This is a genomic window from Acinetobacter sp. UBA5934 (assembly GCF_002430855.1).
GTDB lineage: Bacteria > Pseudomonadota > Gammaproteobacteria > Pseudomonadales > Moraxellaceae > Acinetobacter.
Genome location: NZ_DJDC01000102.1, coordinates 1,418 through 5,821, shown reverse-complemented (window position 1 = coordinate 5,821; position 4,404 = coordinate 1,418). Strand labels below are relative to the sequence as shown.

At 42.8% G+C, this 4,404-nt stretch carries 6 protein-coding genes; 4 read left to right on the top strand and 2 right to left on the bottom strand.

Annotation, left to right across the window (positions count from 1 at the left end; translation table 11 throughout):
- Positions 1-111: 111 nt before the first annotated feature.
- The 4 genes from B2Y23_RS07355 to B2Y23_RS07340 all read left to right on the top strand — a co-directional run bounded on the left by B2Y23_RS07355 (position 112) and on the right by B2Y23_RS07340 (position 3,063).
- Positions 112-630 (top strand): hypothetical protein, encoded by a 519-nt coding sequence (locus tag B2Y23_RS07355; protein WP_291356301.1) that lies wholly within the window; start codon positions 112-114, stop codon positions 628-630.
- Between the two features lie 64 nt (positions 631-694).
- Positions 695-2,011 (top strand): hypothetical protein, encoded by a 1,317-nt coding sequence (locus B2Y23_RS07350; RefSeq protein ID WP_291369954.1) that lies wholly within the window; start codon positions 695-697, stop codon positions 2,009-2,011.
- Positions 2,012-2,093: 82 nt separating this feature from the next.
- Positions 2,094-2,753: an adenylate kinase gene (gene adk / locus B2Y23_RS07345; protein ID WP_291356193.1), complete on the top strand. Its 660-nt coding sequence runs from the start codon at positions 2,094-2,096 to the stop codon at positions 2,751-2,753.
- Between the two features lie 94 nt (positions 2,754-2,847).
- On the top strand, positions 2,848-3,063 hold the full coding sequence (locus B2Y23_RS07340) for a hypothetical protein (protein ID WP_291356191.1): 216 nt from the start codon (positions 2,848-2,850) through the stop codon (positions 3,061-3,063).
- A 27-nt stretch (positions 3,064-3,090) separates the two neighbouring features.
- Here the strand turns inward: B2Y23_RS07340 and nth are convergent, their stop codons facing one another.
- Together nth and B2Y23_RS07330 are read right to left on the bottom strand one after the other, a co-directional pair.
- On the bottom strand, positions 3,091-3,786 hold the full coding sequence (gene nth, locus B2Y23_RS07335; protein ID WP_291356299.1) for an endonuclease III: 696 nt from the start codon (positions 3,784-3,786) through the stop codon (positions 3,091-3,093).
- Positions 3,786-4,404 (bottom strand): RnfABCDGE type electron transport complex subunit B (locus B2Y23_RS07330; protein WP_291369952.1); only part of this gene is annotated, 619 nt, incomplete at its 5' end. The genes B2Y23_RS07330 and nth, both read right to left, overlap by 1 nt.

The window sequence follows — 4,404 nt, the reverse complement described above, 5'->3', positions numbered from 1 at the left end:
ACATTAAAATTGTAAAGTGAAGTATATAAGAGTTCTGATAATTCTGCTAAAGTCAAAATTCAAAAAAAGGACTGTTTCAAAAAATAAAATTTAGGGACAACGATGAAAATAATCACAAAATTATATCCTTTGCTGGCTTTTTTTGCGCTGGCAAACATTGCGCATGCACAAGACAATCCATATTCACCTGAAGCGAAATTGACATCAGACAGTGCTCAACCATGGAATGTGGGCGCTGGATTTACCAAAAAACTTCTGCATTTGAATGCAGAATGGGTGAATCCTTATGGCATCGCTTATGCTAAAGCAGGCGTATTTTATAATGATGACTATAATGCCGGTGGTCAGGTCGGGTTTCGTTATCCTTACTATCTCACCGGAAAAGATAAAAATGGTTACTATGTGGGTGTTTATGCAGGGCATCTGGAAAGTAAAAAAATTGATAATGAATATGAAGCAAGACTGGGTGCAGGTATAGATTTAGCTTATGTCTTGCTGAGTAAAGAGCGGATTAGCAGTTTTAGTATTGGGATTGGCGCTGGTGAAAAAATGGAAGATCAGAATGGCAATGTGGTTGCAGAAACAGAGCCCATGCTACAATTTTCCTATACTCTAAGTGTCGGTTTATAGTGAAAATAGTGAGCTTTTATAATTAAGTATTTTGTGATTAAAAAATTAAATATGGATATCGTGCATGTTTGAGTACGTCAACGAATTGTGGCAAACCTTCTTGAATCGCCCTGATTTCTGGGCAGTACTTAGCATCATTCCTGTGACAGCTTTTGTAACTTGGGCGCATGTGTGGATGGCGCTGAAAATGGTCTTTTATCCCTTGACGTTCTGGGGATTTCATTTAGGACCTCTCCCTGTCGGTTGGCAGGGGATTGTGCCACGTAAAGCCGGTCGCATTTCTGGAATTATTACAGATAATACCTTGTCAAAATTGGGTTCATTGCGTGAATTTCTAGATGCCATGGATCCAGAAGATATGGCACGGGTCATTGGTGAGCAGGTCGGTTTTGAACTTGAACACCTGATTGATGAAATGATGATTGACCGTAATGCGGTGCTTTGGGAAAACTTGCCTTATTCCATTAAACGCCGTATTTATTCTCAAGCACATAAACAGCTGCCGGGTATTTTAAGAGAATTAGTGACTGAGCTGACCATGAACGTCGAGTCACTTGTGGATATGCGTGAAATGGTGGTTCGCCAGATGGAAGGTGATCGCCGTTTAATGGTCAATATGTTTCTTAAGGTAGGTCAAAAAGAAATCAACTTTATTTGGCATATTAGTGCTTTAATCGGGATGTTCTTTGGTATATTCCAGATGGTTGTCTGGTTTGTGGTGCCTTGGCACTGGACAGTTCCTTTTTGGGCAGCGGTTTGGGGCTTTCTGACCAACTGGATTGCGATCTGGATGGTATTTAATCCGCTTGAACCGCACTATATACGCTATCCACAGTTTTTTGCACGCACTGACAGTCGCAAGTTTCCATGGCTCAAACCGGTGATTCCGCGTATTGGCACCTATAATATTCAGGGTGCGTTTATGAAACGCCAGGATGAAGTCTCCGATGTTTTTGCGCGAGTGGTCACAGAAGACCTAATTACGTTAAAATCCATCATGACTGAGATGATGTATGGCGGGAAGAAAGATAAAACTCGCCGTATCGTTAAACGCCATATTAATGAAATTATGGAAACCCCGGTTGTTCGGACCTCTTTGCAGCTGTCTTTAGGTCCAAAAGAGTATGCAAAACTCAAGACGGACTTGATCGATCGCTCGATTGAAATTACGATGGTGCCTGTATGCGACCCGGCCTTTAATGCGAGCCGTGCACAGAAAATCTATCAAATGTTTAGAGACCGTATTCGCGAGTTGACGCCAAGAGAGTTTCAGAATTTATTGCGTCCTGCCTTTCAGGAAGATGAATGGATTCTGATTGTCTTGGGTGGCGTAACCGGATTTATAGCGGGTACAATACATTTGTTTGTGGCTTTCTTATAATTAGATGCTGGACTACATGACAAATAGCTAGATTTGTCATGCAAACGCATCACATATATTTGTTAAATGAGGATGTTTTTTTATGCGCATTATATTACTCGGACCACCTGGAGCAGGTAAAGGTACACAAGCTCAGTTGATCTGTAAGCGCTACAATGTCCCACAAATTTCAACCGGTGATATGCTCCGTGCTGCAATTCGTGAAGGTACTGAATTAGGTCTTAAAGCTAAAAGCGTGATGGAAAGCGGCGGTCTGGTATCAGACGAGCTTATCATCGGTCTTGTGAAAGAACGTATTGCTCAGCCTGATTGTGTAAACGGTTGCATCTTTGATGGTTTCCCTCGCACGATTCCGCAAGCAGAAGCTTTGGAAAATGAAGGCATCAGCATTGATCACGTGATTGAAATTGATGTTCCAGACGAAGAAATTGTGAAACGTCTTTCTGGTCGCCGTCAGCACCCGGCTTCTGGCCGTGTTTATCACGTGGTTTACAATCCGCCTAAAGTGGAAGGTAAAGATGATGAAACGGGTGAAGAGCTGGTTCAACGTCCTGATGACCAGGAAGAAACCATTCGTAAACGTTTAGGTTCATACCACACTGAAACTGAGCAATTGGTAGGTTTCTACCAAGGCCGTGCAGCATCAGGTGAAAATGCACCGACTTATGACAAGTTGAATGGTCTTCGTCCAATTGAAGAAGTTCAAACTGATTTGTTCGCCATTCTAGATCAATCAAAATAATTCATCTGCCTTCGCAGTGAATGTTTTGACATTAAAAGAGTCCTAAGTCATATTAGGGCTCTTTTTATTTATCTTACTGATGGGAACGACCACTGTGAAAATGGGTGTTTTGTTTTTAATGTTGTTGTTTCTGGTCATTTTGGTGGCGTTGTTCTATTTGAGTTTTAAAATGCTGAGCAAAATTCGCCAACAAGAGCGCGCAGAAAGTGCAGCTAAAACACTGCAGCGTCAATTACATCCGAAGTTACAGGCGCAACACGAACAACAAAAACGTGAGCAAGAAAAAGCTGAACAAGAAAAAAATAAATAAACTGTTTATCCATCAAAAAAGTTGAACTTAAAGTTCAGCTTCAATGTTTTTGACTGCAATGCTACGTGCAGCACCAAATTCAAAACGGTCTGGCCAGTTGCAGACATCTGCTACCACACATTCGTGACATTTAGGCTTACGGGCAATACAGGTATAACGACCGTGTAGGATCAGCCAATGATGGGCATCGACTATAAATTCCTTTGGAATGACTTTCACCAGCCGATGTTCAACTTCCAGCACATTTTTGCCAATAGCCAGACCAGTGCGATTACCTACACGAAAGATATGCGTATCGACTGCCATAGTGGGATGGCCGAAGGCGGTATTCAGCACCACATTAGCAGTTTTACGTCCAACACCCGGCAATGCTTCCAGCTCAGCCCGATTGTTAGGCACTATACTGTTGTGTTTTTCTATCAGTATTTTGCAGGCTTTAATCACGTTCTCGGCTTTGGCGTTATATAAACCGATGGTCTTGATATATTCTTTTAACCCTTCCACGCCTAAAGCATAAATAGCTTCCGGTGTATTGGCCACCGGAAACAGCTTGTCAGTGGCTTTATTCACGCTGACATCAGTGGCTTGAGCTGAAAGGGTAACGGCCACCAAAAGCTCAAAAGGATTGCTGTAATTCAGTTCGGTTTTAGGGCTAGGTCTTTGCTCACGTAAGCGTTCAAAAAAAATCTGAATCTGCTTTTTGGTCATGTTTTTAACCGCCATCATGAGGCTCCCAAAGCAGTCAACTGCTGTTGCAAATCATCCAGCACGGCACGTTTTTGCGGATCTTCCCGAACACTGAGCTGTTTTTCTAACTTTTTGATTTGAGTACGAATTTTTGCTAGCTGAATAGTGGTTGCTGCATCGTGGCTCACAACAGGTTTAGCTGTTTTTTCCACAACCTGAATTTCTGGAACCTGATCACTTTGCGCGGAAAATTGGGCAAATAAGGCAGTATCAATATTGGCACGGACCACCGGACCCTTACGGTTGATGCGTCGTTTTTCTTCCCGTTGAATATGAGCGTAATAACGATTGCGCAGGTCGGTTTGTTCAGCAATGCGCATCTCTTCTGAAGGGAGGCTGTGGTGATCTTCCACCAGATCAATACAGTCGACAGGACACGGGGAAATGCACAGTTCGCAACCGGTACACAGGTCAGTCAAAATACTATGCATGAGTTTACCTGAGCCAATAATCGCATCGACCGGACAGGCACTAATACATTTGGTACAGCCAATACATTCATCTTCACGAATAATGGCTTTCATGCGCTGCGGCCGGCCATCACTCTGAATTGGCCAGACACTTTCTTCTGCTTGCAGTTGCGGTCGATCCAGC